Raw genomic sequence first — 19,854 nt, 5'->3', positions numbered from 1 at the left:
GCATTGCGCGCGCGATCCCGGAGCGGAGACACCGATGACGATGGGCCTGGGGCGATATCGAGGCAGCGCTGGGTGGGTGGTTGCTGTCGTGTTGGCGGTCGCGACAGTGTCCACGGCAACCATGGGGAGGGCGGCGGCGATGGAGTTGAAGATCGGCGACGGCAGCGACTGGGCATTCATCAACGGGGCGTGGAGCGAGGATGCCAGCGGGCGCATTGACTGCCCGGATGCGCGCGACACGCACTCTCTCGCGTTCTATCTGCCGCAGGCGTTCACCGACGTGACCGTGGAGTTCGAATTGATGGCGAGCTACCGCGAAACCGGCTCCGGCGACGCGGGAGTCATTCTCCGGGCGCAGGACGCCAATCACTACTACTGGGTGCGGTTTCCGTGGTGCGGGCAGCAGCTGCGGGCGAAGCATTTCTGGGCCGCCATCTCCAGGGTTGACGAGTCGGGCTACATCAGAAACCTGAGGCTCGCGATGATGCCCGGCGTGCCGAGTGAAACGGATCGGTGGTACAAGCTGCGCGTCGAGTGCGCAGGGGAGCGGATCCAGGTGTGGGTGGACGGGCGGCCGGGGCCGGTGGTGACCGATGCGAGCTTCCGCGCGGGGCGCATCGGGTTCGCGGGATACGGCGGCTTCTCTGTGCGGAATGTGAAAGTTGCGGGGAGCGCGGCGCCCGCTCAGCCGTGGGACGCGGAGACGCGGCTGCCGCGCAACTGGTTGCACCCGGCGCCGAGCATCGCTGGCGGGCAGAACATGCCTTCGATATGCCGCGCGCCGGGCGGAGATCTGCTGCTCGCGATCCCATCGGAGAACGCGACTTTCCTCGTCCGTTCTATTGACAACGGGCGGACGTGGGGCGCGCCGCAGGAATTGCCCGCCGTGCTTCACGGCGGCGTGGTGCACGCCACGAGAGGCGGCCGGTTGGTCGTGCAAGTCATCAGCGCGGAACCGCGGCAAGTCCTGATGGCCGAATCGCAGGATGACGGGCGGACATGGTCCGAGCCCGTCGCCGCGGAACTGACGGGAGAGTGGCCGGCGGACCCCGCGAGACTCAGCCCCTACGGGCCGCTATTGGAGCTGGCCGATGGGACACTCGTACGCTTCCTGCTCGGCGGGTCGGCCGGCAACGAGGGCAAGAACGTGGTGCAGTGGGGCTCGATTCACTGCCAGGCGTTCGCGATCCGTTCGACCGACGGCGGCAGGATCTGGTCGCCGCCCGTGAACCTCGACCGGCCGAGTTGGACCGGGCAGCCAGCGGGGACGATTGACGGCTCGTTCGATCTCACGGAACCGGTTGCCGCGGTGCTGGGCGACGGGCGCATCTTGTGCTACATCCGGCCGATCTACTCGCCGACGATGTGGGAGACGTTCTCTGACGACGGCGGGGAGACGTGGGCGTCGGCGCGGCGCGGGCCGTTCCCCGGGTATGCGCCGTGCATGACGCGGACGAGTTCCGGGGCGCTGCTGGTGGCGCACCGGTTTCCCGGGCATTCTATCAACGTCAGCTATGATGACGGCGTGACGTGGGACGAGGGCACGACGGTTGACTTCCCGGTGTGGGCGATGGGGTGCATGATGGAGGTGGAGCCGGAGGTCGTGCTCTTCGCGTACATGGACGCGAATCGCCAGTTCCTGCGGGTGCAGCGGATTCGCGTGACGCGGGACGGCCTGGAGCCGCTGCCGGTTGGGTCGAGCGCGCCCGCGCAGCTGGACCCGACCGGCGGCGTGCGCGACAGGATGTGGGTGTGGGGGACGCGCGAGGCGCGGGGCGGCGGAGAGAGCGGGTTGGCCGCGTACGCGGAAGCGAACTCGGCAGCGCGGGCGGCGATGCTGGGGCTCCGCAACATCATCATTGCGGGCGGCAAGGTGCTGGAGCAGGCGGAGGCGGTGGAGCTAGCGCGTGAATCGGCGGAGCTCGGCGGACGGCTGGTGTACGAAGTATGCCCCGGCGAGATGACCGGCCACGCGGATGATTACGCGGATGATGCGCGCGCGGCGCACGCTGCCGCTGCCGCGGTCGGGGCGTTGGAGGCGGTTCTGCTCGACGACCTGACCAGCCAGCAGGTTGCGGGTCGCGGGATGCCTGTGGCCGAACTGGCCCGCCTCTGCGACTTGCTGCGATCGGGGCCGCGCGCGCTTCAGGTCTGGGGCGTGGTGTACACCATGAACCTCGATCATCCGCAGTTGAGCGAGTACCTCGAGCACCTGGATGTCATCAACCTGTGGACGTGGCGGGCGGAGGAACTGCACGAACTCGAGACAAATCTTACGCGCTGCGAGGCCCTGGCGCCAGGCAAGCCAATCGTGCTTGGCCTCTACATGTACGACTACGGCGACGGGCGGCCGATGCCGCTCGACCTCATGGAGCACCAGTGCGAGGCGGCGCTGCAGTGGCTCCGCGAGGGACGCATTAAGGGGATGGTGTTCCTGAGCATCACGAACGAGCCCGCAGCGCTGGAGTGGACGACGGCGTGGGTCGGGCGCTCGAGTCGCCGCGGCTAGCGCAATGCGTTCGTGGGGAGCTACCTGACGCGGAAGCGCCAGGGCTGGCCGCCGGTGCCGGGGGTTCCGCCGAGGAATGACCCGTCCGCTCCGGTGGCCCGCACGTGCCACCGATACGTGCCTCCCGGACTGAGGCGAGAGCCGGGCACGGAGGCGAGCGGGCCCTTGGCTCTCGTTGAGAACACCTCGCCGCCGGTCGCGTCATCCAGGATAGTGAGCGTGTACTCAGCGGCGCCGGGGCAGTCATTCCAGCGGAAGAGGACCGCGCCCTCGCGTTCCACGGCCGCCCCGGGTTGCGGCACGAGCGGCTCCAGCACCATCCCGAGTTCGAGATCCGCCACCGTCACCGCGCCGCCTTGCAGTCGCACGGGCGGTGCATGCCGGTTGAAGTAGCGCGGGTTGTCGCCGACGTACGCATAGACATGGTAGGCGCCGGGCGGGATGCCCCAGAACTCATACTCGCCGTCAGCGCCGGTCACTGCGTGAGCGCCGGGAACAAACGTGAAGCCGTCCTCGCGCACGAGCCGGAGATGAATGCCTGCCTTTCCCTTCCCGTTGAAGGTGGCACGCCCGGCGATGCTGCCGGGGCGCCGGCCGCCGCGGCTCGGTGAGGAGCCGGGACGGGAGATGGTGGCCACGATTCTCTGCCCGACACTACACCCAATGCCGAGCGCGCGGCACCCGGCTTCGAGCGGGATCATTACCCTGTCATTGACGCGCTCAACCGCGACCGGCAGCGGGATGATCCTGCCCGGCGCTTCGGCCTCCGCCTTGCCGGGTGAGAACGCAGTCCACACGGCGTCACGGCGGATCACCGCTGCCCCGTCGGTCGAGCGCACGTACACCTGCCCGCCGGCGATGTGCGCAAGGTCGCGCACCCAGACCAGGACATGACCGTCCTTGAGCACGGCGGGCGCCTCGAGCGGGGCCGATTCGCCGTCGAGCAGCACGAGCGGCTCGGCGATCTGCGCGACGGCGACGCCGCAAAGAACGACCGCCACCATACAAGCCAGCACAAAGGTTCTCGCTACCACTCCAGGTCTCCCTCCGGGATCGCGGCGAGGCGGACGTCGTCCACGCCCGCGGGCAAGGGGGCTTTCACGGCGGGCGGCTTGCGTTGCTCCTGCGGCTCGGAGACAGCGGGCGCCTCATGTGCGGGGGCGACCGCGCCCGGAGCGCGGTACACGTGGCGCACGACGCGGCGAGCAGCGCGCCCAGCAGCAGGCGGAGAAGTCGGCTCCGCTGAGTCGGCCGCGACGGCGGTGGGCGCGGATTCGTCGGGTTCAGCGGCGACCTCTTGCGTCCGCTCCGGTGGCTCATCCCGTTGCATCCGCGCAGCCACGTGGGCGCGGTGGCCGCCCCCGGCAGTCGGCGACGAAACGACGACCGCTTCGCCTGCAGGGGCCTCGCCGCCCGGCAACCGGATGCCGACAAGCACCCCGGCACCGAAGACGACGGCTACGGCAGCGGCAAAGGCGAACGCGGTTGACCACTTGAACGCGCTCGGCGGCGGCGCGACGGCCCTTTGCCTGTTCACCTGCTCGGCGATGCGCCCCGCGAGTTCATCGGGCACTCGGACGGGTTCGGCGGACGCGACCGCGACGAGGGCCCTCATCTCATCAACGGCGCGGCGACACTCGGAGCAGCTCTGGAGGTGCGCTTCGACCGTGGAGCGATCTTTCGCATCCAAATCGCCCGAGGCGTACAGGGCGACGGAATCTTGCAGTTTCTTACACTCTCTCATGCTAGGCCTCCCACTCCGCCGTGCTCAGGTAGGGCGCGAGCGTCTCGCGCAGGCGGCGCGTCGCCCGCGCGAGGTGGCATTTCACGGTGCCGGTTGCGCAGCCCGTCGCGCTTGCTATCTCGTTCAGGCTGAGTCCTGAGACGTGGCGCATGGTGAAGACGATGCGCTGCTTCTCCGGCAACTTCGCGATGGCCCGGAAGACGACGGTGCGCAGCTCGATGCCTTCGACGGCCGCGCCCGGATCAGGGCCGTTGCTTCTGAGCAGGCGTTCCTCCGCGCCGTTGACAGTGTTCTCTCTGCGCCCCTGGCGCAGGCGGTCGATTGCGCGGTTCGTGGCGACGCGGTAGAGCCACGGGCCGAGCGAGCCGCGCACGCGCATCCGCGGGAGTGATTGGGACAGCTTGACGAAGACTTCCTGCGCGACGTCGGCGGCGTCATCGCGGTCGCGGAGCACCCCGTAGGCGACGCCGAACACGGTACGCATGTGGCGCTGCATCAGCTCCGCGAATGCCGTCGCATCGCCGGCGCTGTAGCGAGCTGCGATTTGCTCGTCGCCTTGCTCCACTCGTACACCCACGCTGGGGCGCGCCATTGCCACCGCTTCCATAGCCTGCTCCTGCCGGGGCTGTTTTAGTACGATACGAGCTAGGCTGTGCGGGGGTTTACCGGTGCGCCCCGTCCTGCCGAGGATTTGCGAGCATAGGCAGCATGGGCGCCGGCGGCCGCCCCAAGTTCCGTGCGTAGTATTCCGCCCACGCTGCAGCTCTCCCTGCGCGGCGCCGGTACCCGGTCACCCGGCCGACGCGAGCGCGGCAACGATCTCCTCTGTCAGCTCGGCGGTGATGCGGCGCTGGGCCTCGTAGACCTGCGGGTTCTCGCGGTCGGACATCACGGCGGCCACCGCCGATGCGATAGCTTGCTCGGCCTGATCTGCCAGATCCCGGCGCCCGACAGCACGCGCCTGCTCCCCGGCCTGACGCAGCAGCGACAGCACCCAGTAATCCTCGATGCCGTCGCGGTAGGCCTCCCAGCGCTTGCTGGGGACGATCTCGCGGCCCTGGTATATCGCGAGGTACTCGCGGTCATTGCGCTCCTGCCACTGGTCGGTGCCCGTGCTGTTGTAGGTCCAGAAGCCTACGCCGCTGATGCGCTTGTCCCACGCCAGCCATCCCTGGCTGCGGTAGTAGCCGACCGGAGAGAGCGCGTGGCTGCTGCCGGAGGTGTCGTAGGTCCACACCGCCTCGCCGGTTGAGCGCAGGAAGTCCATGCGCTCGACGTCCTCGGGGGTCTGCTCCTCGACGATGCCGCGGTGGGGTTGCCAGATGTCAATGTAGGGATCGAGCCGCTTGAGGTCTGCAAGGCTGACTTCGAGCGAGCCCTGGAAGAAGTCGTAGTACATCTGAATGCGCGGGTCCACGCTTTTGGCGAACTTCGCCGCGCGCAGCAGGTCGGGGATCAGCTTCTTGCCGGCCTCATCAATGGGATACCAGGCCCAGTCCGTGTAGTCCAGTCCCAATGATTGCGCATGCTCCGCCATTCCCTTGAGCCACGTTGCGCAGAGCTTCTCCCAGGCGGGGGAAAACATCTCGACGGCGCTCGACAACCGCGGCGAGCCGGTCAGATAGAGCAGCCAGCCCTTGGGCCGGTGGTACAACTCGAACAGCGCATCGTGCGCGGTGAAGTCGAGCGCTTCGAGCAAGTTGCCGGCGGCGTCGGCCTTGGGCGGCGCCGTGGAGGCGCCGACGAAGGGGTAGACGGTCGTGTGATGCGCGAGGAGGTCATCGGCCGCCTCCTGCATCTTGTCGGCGGTCGTCCCGGCGTGCAGATATGCCCACTGGCACGACGCCAGCGGAGAGCGCCCTTGAAGTGCGAGCGAGCGAACCGTGATCTCCAGCGGCACGGTCTGCGTTTCGATCCCCGGTGTGATGGGGTCGAGCGCGATCTCGCCGCGGTATACGCCCGAGTCCAGCCCGGTCGCGTCAACCGTGATCCAGATCTGGGCCGCCTCCCAGGGCGGGACGGTGACGCTGTTGATGGCGTCGAGGCGCGGCAGCGCATCGGGGTAGAGCTTGCCGTCCCTCGAAGGCGCGAAGACGACGCGGCGGAGAGTCAGCGCCTGCTGCGCAGGTATCGCAGCACCGCCGTCATCGCGCTTGAGGTTGCCTGGCAGCACCCGCAGCGGCAGGGGCTCGATCCTAGAGCTGAGGATGTTGAGTGCCACGGGGTGCCTCTCGCCGCGACAGAGGGTAACACTCAGTAAGCGTGCGGCTTCACCTGCCGGCACGGCGTTCGCGTCGAAGTCGGCGTAGGGCTCGACCGCCCAAGCGGCGAAGCCGCGCTGCTCGCTGTCGCCGGCGGCGAGCGCGAATCGCGCCTTTTTCGCCAGTTGCCGCGCTCGCTCCAGCAGCGCGGCGAATTGGCCGGCGACATCGCGCCGTTCCGATTGGGCTATGCTATCGAACCGCGGCAAGTCAAGTTCGGCGATGCCGGCGCCGATGTCGTCCACGTTCATCAGAACATGCCTGGCTCCTTCGCTGCCTGCGGCGCGAAGGGCAATCGCCGCGTCGCGCGCGCGGCCGAGGAGTCGCGCTATCTCTGCTTCGTCCCGCGCGAAGGGCACAATGTGCACCCCGCGTTCGTAGCGCGCGGGCGCGGCCTTCCCGCTCGCGGGCTGGACGTTCACGCTGAACCGATACTCGCCGCGAGCCAGGATTTCGTACGCCAGCTCGTAGGATTCCTCGCCTGTTCCCTGGCGGCGCTGCATGGAGAACGTGCGGTTCTCGGGCGCGGCGACTTCGAGCGTGACGATGACGTCGCCGCCCGCATCGTTGCCGATCATCACGCGGAAAACGCCGTCGCCCATGAGAAGCGAGCCCGGATCTGCCCTGGTAATGCGAATGGGGACGCGCACCTCCCGCGCGAAGGCGCGGACATCGGCCCGCCCGGCGGGATCGCCCCGAAACCCCGACCACGCGACCGCCGCGCCGGACGCTGACGCCGGCGCGAGAAACACGTGCACCTTGCCGCCTTCGTCGGGAACGACGAGGCTCAGGCCCCGCGGTCCCAGGACGACGGTGGGAGTGGCGTTGAGGCGACCCGTGAGTTGATGCTGTTCGAGCGGTTCCCCGGCCGCGGAGAGGACATGGAGCGTGCCGGCGTGGTCGCCGACGATGAGTTCGAGCATGCCGTCCGCGTCGAGATCGGCGATGCACGGCGGAGCGACGGCGCGAGCCCCTAGGCCTTGCGACCAGAGCTTCTCACCGCGCGCGCTGAGGCAATAGAAGTCGCCGTCCGTGTTGACGAAGAGCACCTCCGGTCCGGTCTCAGGGACGACATCGGCGATGGCCAGGCTCGAATCCACCGGCGCGCCTGAATCGAACTTCCACACCAAGTCGCCGGATCGCCCGCCCAGGACGTAGACGAAACCGTCGCCGGAGGCGGTGACGACTTCGGCATGCCCATCGCCGTCGAGGTCGGCGATGACCGGGCCGGTGTAGGCGTCCGCATTGGTCTTGAAGATCCATTTCTCGTGGCCCTTGGCGGTGAGGCAGCGGATGATGCCGTCCTGCGCGCCAAAGACGATTTCCTGAGCGCCATCGCCGTCAATGTCGCCGACGGCCGGAGGGCAGGCAATGCTGACGCCCGACGGCGCGGCGTGGCGCCATACGATCTTCCCGTCGCGCGAGAGCGCGCAGAAGCCGCCGGTCTCATCGCCGACAACGATCAAGCGCGGGCCGTCGTCGGAACGCAGCCCGGGGCCGCGTAACCCAAGGATAGCTGGACTGCTCCAGCTTATCATCTCGCCGATGCGAGTCTCCCACAGGACGCGGCCGCGCGCGTTGAGGCACCGGACGCGCCCCTTCCAGTCGGCGGCAATGAGTTCGAGCCCGGGCTCGGGCAGGAGGTCAGCGACAGCCGGAGGCACGGCCATCTTCGCCATGCCGCGAGCGACCCACTTCGGCGTGCCGTCGGCCGTCATCGCCACGACATCGCCCCCGGCGGTGACGAACACGATCGCTGGACTGCCGTCGCCATCGAGATCAACCACGGCGGCCGACGCATGCACTTTCGCTCCCGCGTCATAGGTGGCGCGCTCGACGAGCAAGTCGGCACTCGCCGGCGACAGCAGGAACGTAAGAAGCGCAACCAGCATCACAGCGCAACTCGCACAGGTTCTTCCCATGACACGCAGTCTCCCGTTAGCAGTGCTGCTTCCTCGGATTCGCTTCGGCGGTGGCGCGTCCTGCCGCGCGTTGCTCCTGTCGCAGGAGAGGACTCCCGCGCGCGCGAAATACCCGTGACATGGTGAGATGCATTTGCCTGTTTGGAGCGGCGATTCTGCTTGCTCTAACGCCGTGCCGGGGCAGCGCCGCCGACGGCATCAGCCTGGTGCGCGACGGCGGGTTCGAGCGATCCGCGGGCACCGTCTCCCCTGCCTGGACGGTCCACGGCTCGTGTGAGGTCGTGCGCGATACGCGACACAGCGGCGATCAGTCGCTGCACGTGAGCGGCGAGGCGCTCGTGGAGCAGAGCCTGCTGTCGCTCACCTCCGGCCAATGGTATGCGTGTAGCGGATGGCTGCAGACACGGGAGGTGCGACCGACGAGTGCAGGTGGTCATGCGTATCTCGCGGTCTACCAGTACGATGACCACGGCGTAATCGTCGCCTTCGAAGACTTCGCGCGCGCGACGGGCACCTTGGAGTGGACTCGATATGCCTATGTCTTTCAGGTCAACGCCGGCGCGACCCACGTGTCGGTGCGCGCGGGGATATGGGAGGCGACGGGCGAGGCGTGGGTTGACAATCTCACTCTCGTGGAAGGGCGCCAGCCCACGGAGTGGACACCTGACATGGATGCAGCGCCCCAGATGACGGAGCGGCCGGAGCGCGTGGCGATTCTGCGCGACGATCTGCCGGTCGCAGGCGCGCCATCATCGCCGGATTACCTGGCGGGGCTCCTGCGGGCGGCGGGGGTCGAAACGCGGTTCCTGACCGCGGAGGAACTGGCCAACCGGGGAATCCTCAACCGCGCGCAATTCGACCTTGTAATGCTCCCGTACGGTCCGACCTTTCCGGCAGAGGCGCACCGCACGTTCCAGCAGTTCCTCGTTGAGGGCGGCGACTTCGTGAGCACGGGGGGATACGCCCTCGACAACCTGGTCGTCCGCACGCCCGCGGGATGGCTGCCGCAGATGGAGGCCCTGAAAGCGCAGGAAGAGCAGGTCCCTATCGAAGGCGGCTTCGAGGGGGCACCGTGGCACACGAGCGTTCCCGGGACGTGCGACGTGGTGAGCGATGTGGTGCGTTCGGGCGCGCATTCGCTGCGCGTGGGAGTGGCGGCGGGTGCGGACGTTCTCAGCGGCGGCTGTTACCGGGAGGTCGCGGCCGAGCCCGGGGAGGAATTCGTCTTCTCGGGTTGGATTAGGGGGGGCGCGTTGGGGCGCGAGGCCGACGGGTTCGCGTACCTTGCGGTGTACCAGTACGCTGACAACGGGGGGCTGGTGACGTTTCGCGATATCGCGCACGTGACGGCGCCGCAGGACTGGCAACGGCACGAGTGGCGCTTTCGCGTGGCGTCGCGGGTAAGCAAGCTACGGCTCATTGCGGGGCTGTACAACACGAGCGGGACGGCCTGGTTCGACGACCTGGAGTTGGCGCGAGTGCCGCCGGTGGTACAGATCAACACACGCAGCGGCGTGCCTCGCGACGCCCTGCAGGTGGCGCCGCTGCAAATCGGGGTGTTCGATCCGTCGTATCCGCTGGAGCGCGCGGCGTACGCTCGGGGGTGCGCTGACGGCTTCGCGTTCCCCGCGGATCTCATGATCGAGGGTCCGTTCGAGGGCTATGCCGCGAGCGGCGTGGTGGGCTGGAACAATGCACGGTGGATCTCGCTCATCAACGCGCATGACCGCTACGGGCGATTGCGGGGAAGCATCGGCGCGCTGGTGCATAACTACGCGGGTCATTATGCCGGCTCGAGTTGGGCGTTCTTCGGAGTGACCAACCGCGACATATTCGCAGCCGACGAACGCGCGCTCGGACACGGGTTGGTACGCCTGGTGAAGCTGATGCTGGCCGGGGTTCATCTGCACAATCCCGAAACGGACCGGGCGTGTTACGAGCAGGGCGAGGCGGTCAAGGTGAGCGTTCGCCTGTCGAATTCGGGGCAGCGAGTGCGCCGCGCCAACATGCGATTCGACATTGAGCCGGCGACCCTGGGCGTCGGTGCGCCGGACGGATCGCGCGACCGCCGGGTGACGGTGGACGAGGTCGCTCGCGCGATCGCGCCCGGTGAGACAGCCGTGATTGAGGCGGAATGGGATCCGGGTGCGTTCGATCACGATTTCTATCGCGTGACGGCGGCGCTGGCGCTTGACGGGCAACCGGTTGATCGGATGGAGACGGGTTTCTGCGTCAGCGCTGAGAACGCGGTTGCAGCCGGGCCCGACGTGACATTCGCGGACAACTACGTCGAGGCCGACGGCGTGCGCCACTTCCTGCTGGGGACGGACACCTACGGGAACATGTTCTGGTCGGCGGCGCATAACCCGCTGACGTGGGCGCGCGACCTCGGGATGATGCGCGATAACGGCGTGACGGTGTACGAGAATCTTCAGTTCAACCCGGCGAGCTTCACGACGCCGTTCGTCGCCGACGAGCGCACCGCCCGGCAGGTGCAAGCGATGACGCAGCTGGCGCAGCAGCTTCGGCTGATATACGTTCCCGGGTTGCTCATCGGGTGGGACACGGCGACGAGCGAAGAGGAGCTGAAACAGCAGGCGGGGTGGTGCGAGAGCTTCGCGAAGATGCTGTCCGGCACACCGGGGGTCATCCACTACACGAACGGCGACTTGCGGCTCAACATCGAGGATACATCGGAGATGCGGGCGCTGTACGCCGCGGTTCTGCGCGACCGGTACGGCACCGTGGAGGCACTGCAAGAGGCGTGGCGCGAGGAGCCGCCGATTACGGGATTCGAGCAAGTGAGCGTGGAGCGGCCCGCGTCGCGGGGGTGGGATGACCTGCGCGCGCGCGACCGCAAGCTGTTAGAGCAATGGCTGGTGCGGCGATGGCTGAGTGCAATGCACGAGGGATGCAAGGCGGGGGACGCGGACCGGCCGACGACCGTGGAGTTCTACGGAATGCCCTTCGCCGGTATTGACCTGCGCGCATCCTTGGGCCCGATAGACATCGGCAACATGGGCTACTTCGGGCTCAAGGGCAGCGACGTCGAGCGCTTCCCGGCGCAGTTCAGGTTCTCCGATATGCGGGCGTACGGGCAGGGGTTGAGCATCGGCGAGTTCGGGTGCAAGACGCATCCGGCGTGGGCCGGCACCGGGGATTACCACGAGACCCGCACCGAGCAGGAGCAGGTTGATCTCTACCTTGCGGTGCCGCACTATGCGCTCGGGCTCGGTGGATGTAAGGTGCACAACTGGTGCTGGGCGGATGCCGAGGAGAGCGTATTCCCGTGGGGCCTGGTGCACTCGAATGACCGCGTGCCGAAACGCGTGTTGAGCGCGTATCGCAACACCGCGCTGTTGTTCAAGCATTTCGAGCCGGAGTATCGGGAGCCGGAGGCGTGGGTCGTCGTGCCAACGAGCCACCGCCTCGGGCCGAACGGCGATCAGGTCTATCGGGCGGTGCTGCAATGCATCAACGCGCTCATCGGCGCGCACGTGGATTTCGGCGTGATTGATGAGGATAAGCTCGCCGAGTCGCTGCCGGCGACCGCGCGAGTGCTGTTCTGGCCCCTCCCCTACTGCCCGAGCGATGAGGCCGCGGCTTCTGTCGAGCGGTTCGTCCGGCGGGGCGGGGCCGCGTACATCTCCGGCGACATCAGCTTCGACCCGGATCGGAAGCGGACGCGGGAGGACCGACTCCAGCGACTGGCAGGAGTCCACTTCCGCGGCGAGACCTTCGCGGGGCTTGCGCTGCCACGCGGCGAACCGCCGCTCGCGCGGGTCGACGGCGAGCCGTGGTTCGGGCTGCGCTCGTGGCGCGGGTGGCCCGCGCTCGAGGTCGCGGAGGCGGGAGCCAAGGTCATAGGGCGCGGTACTGGTACTGCGGATGAGCCGCGCCTGATGGTCAATCCGGTCGGCGCGGGCTCAGTGATGTACACGCCGGACGTTCTCGAAGCGATGTCCGACGGTGAGAACACACTGGGCACGGTGTATCGCGCTGTGCTTGATTTCGCCGGCATCACGCGCCTGCACGTCGAACCGGACAGTCCGCGCATCCACGCCTTCTGCGTCCCGACGCGGGACGGCGGGGCGGCGTATGTACTGTTCAAAACGGACGCCGGCGGGAAACGTCGGATCGAGGTGCGCACGGAACACCATGGGTACGCCGTGACCCTCGGGCCGCAGAAGCCAGGCTTCATACTGGAGGACAAGGCGGGGCGCACGCTGGCTGTTGAGGCGAGCGGCTCGATGTCCCGTGACGGCAAAGGATTGGCCCGCGCGAACGCCCATTTCATGGTGATCGCTGGGGATGGGCGCGATTTGCCCGATTCGCGTGCACTGTTGCTCATGCCCGCCGAAGCGGGCAGGATTCGCGTTGGGGGTCGGCTGGCGAGCGAGGCGGCGGAGACCCGCGCCCAGGTTGGTGAAGTGAACGGAGGCAAGTGGGCAGCGTACGAAACGTTCACGCCCGGCCTGTCCCCGGCGGGCATCGAGTTGGAGATAGACCCTGACCGCGCCGTGAGCCTGATACTGATTGCGCCGCGGCATGACCTTGCTCGACTCGGCGCGCGCGTCGCGCGCACGCTGGCGCAGCCGTGACCTTCGTAGGAAGCGCGGCGGAGGGCGCAGAACAAGGCGCGTGAATGCAGGCGGGCCGATCGGAACATCGGCCGAGGCAATGGTCCGTGCCACCGGACGTACGACCGAGGATCGCGGCGTGACTTTGCCGGCGCCAGCGCGCGATCAACAGGGGCGGGCCGCACAAGCGAACCATCCATGACCTTCCGCGCTGTCGCGACCGGCGCAGTGTGCGCGCTGCTGCTGGGCATAGGTATCCCGTTCAGCGACCTCGTGATGCGGGGGACGTGGGTCGGACTGACGGCGTTTCCGATCAGCGCCTTCTTCGTATTCGCGCTGCTTGCGACGGCGGGCAATGGACTGCTGCGGCGCCTTCGACGCCAAGCCTTCACCGCCGCCGAGTTGCTGCTGGTCTTCAGCATGATGCTGGTCGCGGCGGGGATTCCGTCATTCGGCATGACCGGCCTGCTCATCCCCTACCTCGCCGGGCCGTCGTACTTCGCGACACCGGAGAACCGCTACGAGGCCCTGTTCCTGCGCTATATCCCGGGCTGGGCGGCGCCGAAGAATCCCGATGCGATAACCTGGCTCTACGAGGGATTGCCGGCAGGCGAGACGATCCCGTGGGGTGAGTGGGTGGTGCCGCTGGCGGCGTGGACGGCGCTCGTGCTGGCGGTGTACGTCGTGTTCTTCTGCATGAGCGCGATCATCCGCCGCCCGTGGGTGGATCATGAGAAGCTCGTCTTCCCGCTCGTCCAATTGCCCATCGAAATGGCGCAGCAGCGTGACGACCCGGGGGGCGTGCCCTTCCTGCGCAACCGCTTGATGTGGACGTTCTTCGCGGTGCCCTTCGCGATTCATACGATGAACGGATTGCACTCCTACATTCCGGCGATGCCGTATCTGAACGTTCACTTCATTAATCTCAACCCCTACCTGCAGGGCCGGCCGTGGGATGCCATCGTTCCGGTGTTCTTCCGCTTGCCGTTCAGCATCGTCGGACTCGCGTTTCTCCTGCCCACCGAGCTGTCGTTCAGCCTGTGGTTCTTCTACGTCTTCTTCCTCGGCCAGCAGCTCGTGATCAACGGCTGGCTCGGGTACCGGACCGACTCAGTGCAGGCGTATCCCGTGCGCGAGTTCGTGGCGCATCAGATGATCGGGGGAATCATCGTCTTCGGGCTGTATCTGCTGTGGACGATGCGGGGGCACCTGAGCGAGGTCTGGCGCAACGCCTTCTCGCGTACACCCGGCACCGATGACTCGCGCGAGCCGCTGTCCTACCGGGCGGCGATGATCGGCCTCATCGCGGGGCTGCTGTTTATCGCGGGGTGGGGGGCTTTCGCGGGCGCGGGATTCCTGGCGACGCTGGGGCTGTTCGTCCTGTTCTTCCTGGTGCACCTGGTGGCGGTGCGCCTGGTGTGCGAGGGCGGCATGCTCTACGTGCAGCATCCGTTCCGGCCGCTTAACATGCTGCTGGCGGCGGCGGGGACGCAGCCGTTCGCCGCGCGACAGATCAGCTTCCTGGTGTACTTCGATCACTTGCTGATGCTCGACAACCGCAGTCCGCTCATGCCCGGGGTGGTGCAAGGCTACAAGATGTCCGACTTCGGGCCGCTGCCGCGGCGGGGGCTCACGTTCGCACTGGCGGGAGCGATCCTCATCGCGCTGTTCGCGTCGTACTGGTCGTACCTGCGCCTGATGTACCGCCACGGCGGGTTGAGCCTGCACACGTGGTTCACGACGTACTACGCGCACAATCTGTACTCGACCTGGACCGCGTCGCTGATTCAGCACGGCGAGAAGCCAGCACCCGAGGCGATGCTGCTGGTGATCGTGGGCGCGCTGACGATGTGGTCGGTGATGTCCATGCACCGGATGTTCCTGTGGTGGCCGTTTCATCCCATCGGCTACGTCATGGGCGCGTCGTGGCCGATGATCAATTTCTGGTTTCCGGTTTTCCTGGGCTGGCTGGCAAAGGGGTTGGTGCTGCGGTTCGGCGGCTTTCGCATCTATCGCATGCTGCTCCCGGGCTTCTTGGGGCTGATCTTCGCGGAGTTCTTCAGCGCCGGGCTGTGGGTGGTGGTTGACTTCATCACCGGGGTGAAGGGCTACGAGATATTCTCGTTTTGAGAAAAGACAGGAGCATCGCGCGCCCCGGCGAAGCAGCGGCCAGGGCGAGTTCATCGGGGCGGTCTGCGGGAGCGACCGTGATGACGAATCGCGTGAGGATCATCCTGGCAACCTGCTTGGTTGTCTTCGCCGTCGCGGCGGTCGCGGCGGCGCAACAGCGGCCGCGGCTGCGCGTGCGCCCTGACAATCCCCACTGGTTCCAGTACCGCGGGCATGCAGTGGCGCTTTTCGGCAGCGGTCTGTGGACGATCATCCCCGACGCCAGCGTTGACATCGCTGACCACAACCGCTGGTATGCGGAGGCCGGTGCCAACGCCAACCGCGCTACCCTGTTCGCGTTCTGCACGACGGTCGCGGACGGCAACGGCCTCGCCCCGTGGCCCCGCACCGGCCCCGGGAGCGCGCGCAACGGCCGCCCGAAGTTCGACCTTGACCGCTGGGACGAGCGCTTCTGGCAGCGGCTCCACGAGTACTTCTCGGACTGCGAGCGGCGCGGCATATTCGTCTTGCTCCAGATGTTCGACGAGCCGTATATCGAAGGCGCCGAGGAGCGGTGGGGCAGCAACCCCCTTCAGCCCGAGAACAACATCAACGACATCCCCGGGCTGCCGCGCGAGGTCAAGGGCGGCCTCGCGGCCGGCGCCGAGGCCGCGTTTTACGACCCCGACAACCAGGCGCTGATGCGCTACCAGGATGCGCTGATCCAGCGTCTCCTCGACGAGACCGCATCGCGCTACGGCAACATCATCTACGAGATCGGCAATGAGATCAACATGGACAGCCAGACGCCGAAGCAGGTGGAATGGCAGCGGCACTGGATAGATTTCTTTCAGCGTTACGAGCGCGAGCGCGACGTCAAGCTCCTGCTCACCAATGACACGCGGCGCGAATTGGCAATCGCCGGGGCGAATGGCTTCCCGGTCATCAATGACCACGGCTTCGGGCTGCCGGCGGGGAACAAGATGACCGCCGAGGCGATCGCGCAGCGCGTGTCGCAGGACTTCGCCGACTTCAAGCGTCCGATCATCAACTCGCGACCGGTGAGCGACCCCGACCGCAGCGATTACCCCGACCGGGTGACGGAGGACCAGGGGCGGCGGGTCTTCTGGTCGTATTTATTGAGCGGGGGCCACGTGATCGGCTTCCGCACGACGGAGGAATCGTGGAAGGGGGGATGCGCCGCCGAGCGGATCGTCGGTGAGCTGCAGCGTTTCGTCCGTGGCGTCAACCTGACGTCCCTGCGGCCCCGGCCCGACCTGGTGACGGGCGGGCTCTGTCTCGCGGATCCAGGCGTCGAGTACGTCGTGTACCTGCCCGAGGGCGGGAGTGCGACGGTGGACCTGCGCGACATCGGGCGAGGCGAGACGCTGCCGGTCGTGCTCTATGATCCCCGCCACGGAACGACAGCGCCCATGGGAAAAGCGAAACGGGCTCGTACCTTCACGGTCGCGGCGCCCGAAGAAGCGGCGACACAGGACTGGGTGTTTCACATCGGCGGGCCGGGCAAAGCGCGGTGATTGGCGCATCCGCGCAAGGAGCGGCGCGGGCGGCGGCGAAAAGCTAGGCCGGAAGCGGGTCCCTGGCAACGCGGCGGGGGCGCAGAGCATATTCATTGGAGGTTGGTCATGATCGCGAGGATTCTGTGGTTCCTGTTGGCGCTGATGATGGCACTGTGCAGCGCGGCGTGCGCGGAGGTAGCGCAGCAGGCGCCAGCGGGCGCGATGACTGAAACGTCACGAGTGGAGCAAGGTTTCGAGCCCATATTCAACGGCGTTGACCTCAAGGGGTGGCAGGTGATGGGCACGGAGTCGTGGTCGGTCGCAGACGGCGCGATGACGTGCAGCGGCGAGGGCGGGGGGTGGATTCGCTCCGAAGGGCAATATCGGGACTTCACGCTACGCCTGGAGTACAAGATCTCCCCCGGCGGCAACAGCGGCATATTCATCCGCTCGACGCTGCTGGGCAACCCGGCGTTCACCGGGATGGAGATTCAGGTGCTCGACGATCACGGCAATCCGCCGGATACCCACAGCGCCGGCTCACTCTACGATGCGGTCGCGCCGGTGGTCAACGCATCCAAGCCCGCGGGCGAGTGGAACGATGTCGAGGTTTCATGCTGGGGCGATAGTCTCGCAGTATTCATGAACGGGCAGAAGCTGTACGCCATCGATCTCGCGGATCCGGAGCTGAACGCGACGCAGTCGGACGATCGCAAATTCACGAACCGAGCGCAGTTCGGGTATATCGGATTCCAGAATCACGGCCAACCGGTTGCGTACCGCAACCTCCGCATCAACGAAGGCTTCCGGCCGCTGCTCAACGGGCGCGATCTCGACGGTTGGCAGGTCGTGGATCCGAACGACACGTCGTGGTCGGTGCAGGACGGGCTGCTGACCTGCAGCGGCGAGGGCGGCGGATGGATCCGCACCGACGCACAGTACCGGGATTTCATCCTGCGCCTTGAATACCGGATAGCCCCGGAGGGCAACAGCGGCATATTCGTGCGCGCGCCGCTTGAGGGCGCGCCATGGGTCGCGGGCATGGAGATCCAGGTGCTCGACGATCACGGCAATCCGCCGGATACCCACAGCGCGGGGGCGCTTTACGATGTCCTGGCCCCGGCGGTGAACCCGTCCAAGCCCGCCGGGGAATGGAACCAGGTGGAGATCGCCTGTTGGGGTGACAACCTACTCGTCATCATCAACGACAAGAAGTTGTACCAGATCAGCCTGGCAGATGAGGCACTGAACGCGGCGCTGCCGGAGGACCGGAAGCTTACCGACCGGGCGAAGATCGGGTACATCGGGCTGCAGAATCACGGGTCGCCGGTGGCCTATCGCAACATCCGGGTCAACGACGGCTTCGCGCCGATATTCAACGGCCGCGATCTCGAGGGATGGAAGACGGTGGACCCGAACGACACCTCGTGGTCGGCGCAGGATGGCGTCCTGGTGTGCGACGGCGGCCGGGGCGGCTACATGTACAGCGTCAATCAGTACGGCGATTTCGTGCTGCGGATTCAGTACAAGATCGCGCCGAACGGGAACAGCGGGGTGTTCTTCCGCATCGGCGACATCAACGATTTCCCGGGCTCCGGCGCTGAGATTCAGGTGCTCGACAGCTACGGCGGCGATCCGAGCCCGCACGGATCGGGCGCGGTCTACGGGGTGCTCGGGCCGAGCAAGAACACCGCGCGTCCCGCCGAGGAGTGGAACCAGTTCGAAATTGCATGCTGGGAGGGGCGGCTCACGGTGGTGATGAACGACGAGACGGTGATTGACGTGGGCATGGACGAATACGCCAAGTTGCAGAGCTTGCCTGCGGAGGGGCATCTCGGCCTGCAGAACCACGGTTCGCGAGTCGAGTACCGCGACATTCTCGTAAAGACGCCGTCGTGGGCGCCGTTCATCGCCGGCGCGCAACAATAGGGCGGGACGAACGACAACGCTCGCAGTGGAGGCATAGCCAATGACAGAGGATAAGAAGATCACGCGCAGGGACTTCTTGAGGCAGTCCGCGATCGCGGCCGCGGCAGCAGGGATGTACTCGATGGCGTCGCCGAACGCGCTTGGCGCAAACGACCGGCTCAATTTCGGCGTCATTGGCTGCGGCGGGCGCGGCACGGGCCTGCTCCAGGATCTGGTCAACCGGTCGAAGAACGCCGACGCCAACATGAAGGTCGTCGCGGTGTGCGACATCTACGAGCCGCGCAAGGAACGGGCGAAGGGGATCTGCGGCGGCGAGCTGTTCCACGAGTACACCGACCTGCTCGCGATGGACGACCTCGACGCCGTGGTCATCGGCACCCCGGATCACTGGCACGCGCGGATGTCCATCGACGCGATGAACGCGGGTAAGGACGTGTACTGCGAGAAGCCGATGACGCTGTACTGGGATGAAGCGAAGGAGGTCGCGCGCGTCCAGGCGATGACGGGGCGCGTGATGCAGGTCGGCGCGCAGTCCGCGAGCGATGACCGCTTCTGGAAGGCGAACGAGGTAATTCGGCAGGGCGGTGTGGGGAAGTTGCTGTGGACGCAAGGTGGCTCTAACCGCAACTCGCGCGAGGGTGAATGGAACTGGTGGATTGACCCCGCGGCGAGCCCGGACAACCTGGACTGGAAGCGCTTCCTCGGCTCCGCCCCCGAGCGTCCGTTCGACCCGGAACGTTTCTTCCGCTTCCGCAAGTACTGGGATTACTCCGGCGGCATCGCCACCGACCTGTTCTACCACTCGCTGGCGCACCTCCAGATCGCCCTGACGCCCGAGTTCCCGAAGCGGGTGTCCGCCGGCGGCGGCATCTTCGCGTTCCACGATCGCGAGGTGCCGGACACCTACCACACGATCATTGACTACCCGACCCATCACACGGTGGTGCTCACGTCGTCCATGGCCAACCGCCAGGGCGTGGAGGACATCATCCGCGGGCACGAGGCGACGTTGTACTTCCGTGGGCGGGGAGTGGTCGTCGAGCCGGAGAACGAGTACAAGGATGAGCGTCAGGGGCTCGAGGTGCCGTCGGAGCCGCGACCGGATCACATGACCAACTGGCTCGAATGCGTGCGCAGCCGCAAGCAGCCGCACTTGGACGCCCAGGCGGGATACAAGGTCATGGTGGCGATCGCCCTTGGCGTGAAGGCCTATCGCGAGAACACGGTCGTGCAGTTCGACCCGGAGAAGGAGCGGATCGTGTCCTGACGCGCGAGCCAGG

At 66.9% G+C, this 19,854-nt stretch carries 10 protein-coding genes; 6 read left to right on the top strand and 4 right to left on the bottom strand.

Features of this window, described 5'->3' with window-relative positions:
* Positions 1 to 34 precede the first annotated feature (34 nt).
* Complete coding sequence (locus JSV65_09455) at positions 35 to 2,509, top strand: DUF1080 domain-containing protein (GenBank protein UCH36559.1); 2,475 nt, start codon at positions 35 to 37, stop codon at positions 2,507 to 2,509.
* A 20-nt stretch (positions 2,510 to 2,529) separates the two neighbouring features.
* Here JSV65_09455 and JSV65_09450 read toward each other — a convergent pair whose 3' ends face one another.
* From JSV65_09450 to JSV65_09435, 4 genes are all read right to left on the bottom strand, one after another.
* Positions 2,530 to 3,543 carry a hypothetical protein gene (locus JSV65_09450; GenBank protein UCH36558.1) on the bottom strand — a complete coding sequence of 338 codons (1,014 nt, stop codon included), beginning with the start codon at positions 3,541 to 3,543 and terminating at the stop codon, positions 2,530 to 2,532.
* Positions 3,537 to 4,253, bottom strand: coding sequence for a zf-HC2 domain-containing protein (locus JSV65_09445; protein UCH36557.1), 717 nt, complete (start codon positions 4,251 to 4,253; stop codon positions 3,537 to 3,539). The genes JSV65_09450 and JSV65_09445 overlap by 7 nt, the downstream gene beginning before the upstream one ends.
* A gap of 1 nt (position 4,254) precedes the next feature.
* Complete coding sequence (locus JSV65_09440) at positions 4,255 to 4,860, bottom strand: sigma-70 family RNA polymerase sigma factor (GenBank protein ID UCH36556.1); 606 nt, start codon at positions 4,858 to 4,860, stop codon at positions 4,255 to 4,257.
* Between the two features lie 183 nt (positions 4,861 to 5,043).
* Positions 5,044 to 8,436 (bottom strand): PQQ-binding-like beta-propeller repeat protein, encoded by a 3,393-nt coding sequence (locus JSV65_09435; GenBank protein ID UCH36555.1) that lies wholly within the window; start codon positions 8,434 to 8,436, stop codon positions 5,044 to 5,046.
* A gap of 119 nt (positions 8,437 to 8,555) precedes the next feature.
* Here JSV65_09435 and JSV65_09430 point away from each other — a divergent pair, with 119 nt between their 5' ends.
* The 5 genes from JSV65_09430 (at position 8,556) to JSV65_09410 (ending at position 19,841) form a co-directional block, all read left to right on the top strand.
* Positions 8,556 to 13,037 (top strand): hypothetical protein, encoded by a 4,482-nt coding sequence (locus JSV65_09430; GenBank protein UCH36554.1) that lies wholly within the window; start codon positions 8,556 to 8,558, stop codon positions 13,035 to 13,037.
* 177 nt (positions 13,038 to 13,214) lie between these two features.
* A complete protein-coding gene (locus JSV65_09425; protein UCH36553.1) occupies positions 13,215 to 15,146 on the top strand; it encodes a hypothetical protein in 1,932 nt (643 codons plus the stop codon).
* An 80-nt stretch (positions 15,147 to 15,226) separates the two neighbouring features.
* On the top strand, positions 15,227 to 16,663 hold the full coding sequence (locus JSV65_09420; GenBank protein UCH36552.1) for a hypothetical protein: 1,437 nt from the start codon (positions 15,227 to 15,229) through the stop codon (positions 16,661 to 16,663).
* Between the two features lie 108 nt (positions 16,664 to 16,771).
* A complete protein-coding gene (locus JSV65_09415; protein UCH36551.1) occupies positions 16,772 to 18,574 on the top strand; it encodes a DUF1080 domain-containing protein in 1,803 nt (600 codons plus the stop codon).
* Between the two features lie 40 nt (positions 18,575 to 18,614).
* Positions 18,615 to 19,841: a Gfo/Idh/MocA family oxidoreductase gene (locus tag JSV65_09410; protein ID UCH36736.1), complete on the top strand. Its 1,227-nt coding sequence runs from the start codon at positions 18,615 to 18,617 to the stop codon at positions 19,839 to 19,841.
* Positions 19,842 to 19,854 lie beyond the last annotated feature (13 nt).

This window comes from Armatimonadota bacterium (assembly GCA_020354555.1).
In the GTDB taxonomy this organism is placed as follows: Bacteria; Armatimonadota; Hebobacteria.
This window is presented reverse-complemented; position numbering and strand designations above follow the sequence as displayed.

Coding starts and splice junctions, on each gene's coding strand:
- JSV65_09455 (UCH36559.1), top strand. CDS start 35: ATGACGATGGGCCTGGGGCGATATCGAGGCAGCGCTGGGTGGGTGGTT.
- JSV65_09445 (UCH36557.1), bottom strand. CDS start 4,253: ATGAGAGAGTGTAAGAAACTGCAAGATTCCGTCGCCCTGTACGCCTCG.
- JSV65_09440 (UCH36556.1), bottom strand. CDS start 4,860: ATGGAAGCGGTGGCAATGGCGCGCCCCAGCGTGGGTGTACGAGTGGAG.
- JSV65_09435 (UCH36555.1), bottom strand. CDS start 8,436: ATGGGAAGAACCTGTGCGAGTTGCGCTGTGATGCTGGTTGCGCTTCTT.
- JSV65_09430 (UCH36554.1), top strand. CDS start 8,556: ATGGTGAGATGCATTTGCCTGTTTGGAGCGGCGATTCTGCTTGCTCTA.
- JSV65_09425 (UCH36553.1), top strand. CDS start 13,215: ATGACCTTCCGCGCTGTCGCGACCGGCGCAGTGTGCGCGCTGCTGCTG.
- JSV65_09420 (UCH36552.1), top strand. CDS start 15,227: ATGACGAATCGCGTGAGGATCATCCTGGCAACCTGCTTGGTTGTCTTC.
- JSV65_09415 (UCH36551.1), top strand. CDS start 16,772: ATGATCGCGAGGATTCTGTGGTTCCTGTTGGCGCTGATGATGGCACTG.
- JSV65_09410 (UCH36736.1), top strand. CDS start 18,615: ATGACAGAGGATAAGAAGATCACGCGCAGGGACTTCTTGAGGCAGTCC.